The sequence below is a fragment of the Nostoc sp. 106C genome, assembly GCF_002154725.1.
Taxonomy (GTDB): Bacteria; Cyanobacteriota; Cyanobacteriia; order Cyanobacteriales; family Nostocaceae; genus Aulosira.
This window is the reverse complement of record NZ_MTAW01000175.1, coordinates 1-2,448: the sequence shown is the minus strand read 5'-3', so window position 1 is coordinate 2,448 and position 2,448 is coordinate 1. Positions and strand designations below refer to the sequence as shown.

The window sequence follows — 2,448 nt, the reverse complement described above, 5'->3', positions numbered from 1 at the left end:
GTGCGCCGTGACAGTTAACGCGGTATCCCCAACTAAGTTGGGAAAGACTAAGAAGAACGTCTTTAAGTCAACCAACTTACCTGAAGTCGAAAGACAAAAGGGACAACAGCATGTTGGTAAAGCCGGAAATAGAGAGAAGGCGTTAAAACTAGAGTCCGGCAAGACTTGTGTGACATGGTGAAGGTTAAACTACCTGAAGCCTAATTCTGACGGTATACGCGATTGCCTATTCCTACAACGCCTAACAGGAATAATCGTTTGTGTGTAGTTTTAAGCATTTGAACCACACAACTTCTTCAAACGGAGTCAGCCAGCGATGAGATGGCTTAACGAATGAATGGGACACCTAAATCACACTGTTACGTACTGAGTTAATCAAGCACGGGATGACCTACAGGGGGCGACCCCTATGGTTACAGAGTTCCCATAGTAGTCTGGGGACGGGAAAGCCGTCCACATGAGGCAGTTTATTACTGGGATTCACCGTAATAACTGCTGCGGCAAAGGGGAACAGGTAATCTTCACACTTATATCGAGAGGTACGCGAGATGCGAAACGCCGAAACGGTTTTAAGTGTAATCCGAGACAGAGGACAACGTGGTTTACCTCTGGATGGTATTTACAGACAACTTTTCAATCCGAATCTGTACCTCTTAGCGTACAGCCGCATTTATAAAAATAATGGGGCAATGACACAAGGAGTTACATCAGAGACTGTAGATGGGATGTCCCTTAAAAAGATTGAAAACCTCATAGAAGATATTCGCTATGAACGTTTTCGGTGGACACCAGTAAGGCGAATTAATATTCCCAAGAAAAACGGAAAAACTCGACCGCTGGGTATTCCCACTTGGAATGATAAATTGGTTCAGGAAGTAATACGTTTGATACTAGAAGCGTACTACGAACCTCAATTTTCCAACAGCAGTCATGGTTTTAGACCCAAGCGCGGATGCCATACGGCACTAACATTAATAGACCGAACTTGGCAAGGAACTAAATGGTTTATCGAAGGAGATATTCGCGGTTGTTTTGACAATATAGATCATAAAATCTTAATGTCAATCTTACGTGAGAAAATCCAAGATAACCGCTTTTTAAGATTGATTGAAAATTTACTCAAGGCAGGTTACTGCGAGCAATGGAAATATTATTCGACGTTTAGCGGAACACCGCAAGGCTCGATTCTATCACCCATACTTGCCAATATCTATCTTGATAAATTAGATAAATTTATCGAACAAATACTAATTCCAGAGTATACACGCGGCAAATGTCGGGCAGAAAATCCAGAGTATTCAAAACTCGTAAAGCTGGCTTGGTACTACAGGCAGAACGGACAATTTGATAAAGCACGTCAACTGGAAATTAAATACCAGAAAATGCCCTCGAAAAATGTTCGTGACCCTGGGTACAGAAGATTAAATTACGTCCGCTATGCAGACGATTTCCTACTTGGTTTTATTGGCTCATTTCAAGAAGCTAAAGCAATTAAGGAGAAAATTAAGACCTTTTTAGCTGCAAATCTTCAGTTAAAACTGTCATCAGAAAAGACCTTAATTACTAATGCTAGAAATGAAGCAGCAAGCTTTTTAGGTTACAAAGTTCTAGTTCAATATTCTGACGATAAGCATACCAATGGTAAACGCTCAATCAACGGAATTGTTGCACTCAGAATCCCAGCAAGAGTTATAGAAGAAAAATGTGCCTTATACATGAGGAATGGTAAACCTATTCATCGCCCTGAATTAATAAATGATGATGATTTTACTATTATCAACATTTACCAATCAGAATTTCGAGGCTACGTACAATTCTATAGTCTGGCTCAAAATATTGCATGGCTGCGAAAACTCCAATGGGTTATGTCGAGTTCGCTGATGAAAACCCTTGCCTGTAAATACAGAACTAGCGTAGCGAAAATCTGCGCCGAGTATAAGAAGACTGTTAAGCTTCCACAAGGAAGAAGAAAATGTGTGGAAATAACCGTCCCTGTAGAAGGTAAGAAATCCTTAGTTGCTCGCTTTGGCGGCATCCAATTAAAACGTAACCAAAAAGCAACCATTTTAGACCTGCCAACAAGTAGAAAGCCCGCGTTCCGAAATGAACTAATCAAGCGTCTGCTTGCCGACGAATGCGAGATTTGCGGTGCAAAAGGTAACATTGAGGTTCACCATATCCGCGCCCTTAAAGACCTCAAAACCAAGGGCAGAAAAGAAAAACCGCAATGGATGCAAATTATGTCCGCACGTAGAAGGAAAACTCTCATGGTTTGCTCTCAATGCCATGATGCAATACACGCTGGTAAACTAATGTCTCAACGAGTCTCGTGATAACAGAATACTGGAGAGCCGTGTACCTGGAAATCTCGTAAGCACGGTTCGGAGGGGGCTAGTTAGAAAAGGAACCAAACAGTGGAAACCTCGCTAGCTGGCTACCCACTTTCGA

At 41.8% G+C, this 2,448-nt stretch carries 2 protein-coding genes; both read left to right on the top strand.

All coding sequences use genetic code 11. The features are described from left to right. The coding region (locus BV375_RS37790; protein WP_208099194.1) for a hypothetical protein at positions 1-181 on the top strand (181 nt) is incomplete at its 5' end. Positions 182-548: 367 nt separating this feature from the next. After that, positions 549-2,333, top strand: coding sequence for a reverse transcriptase domain-containing protein (locus BV375_RS26280; protein WP_086765935.1), 1,785 nt, complete (start codon positions 549-551; stop codon positions 2,331-2,333). The last annotated feature ends 115 nt before the right edge of the window (positions 2,334-2,448 follow it).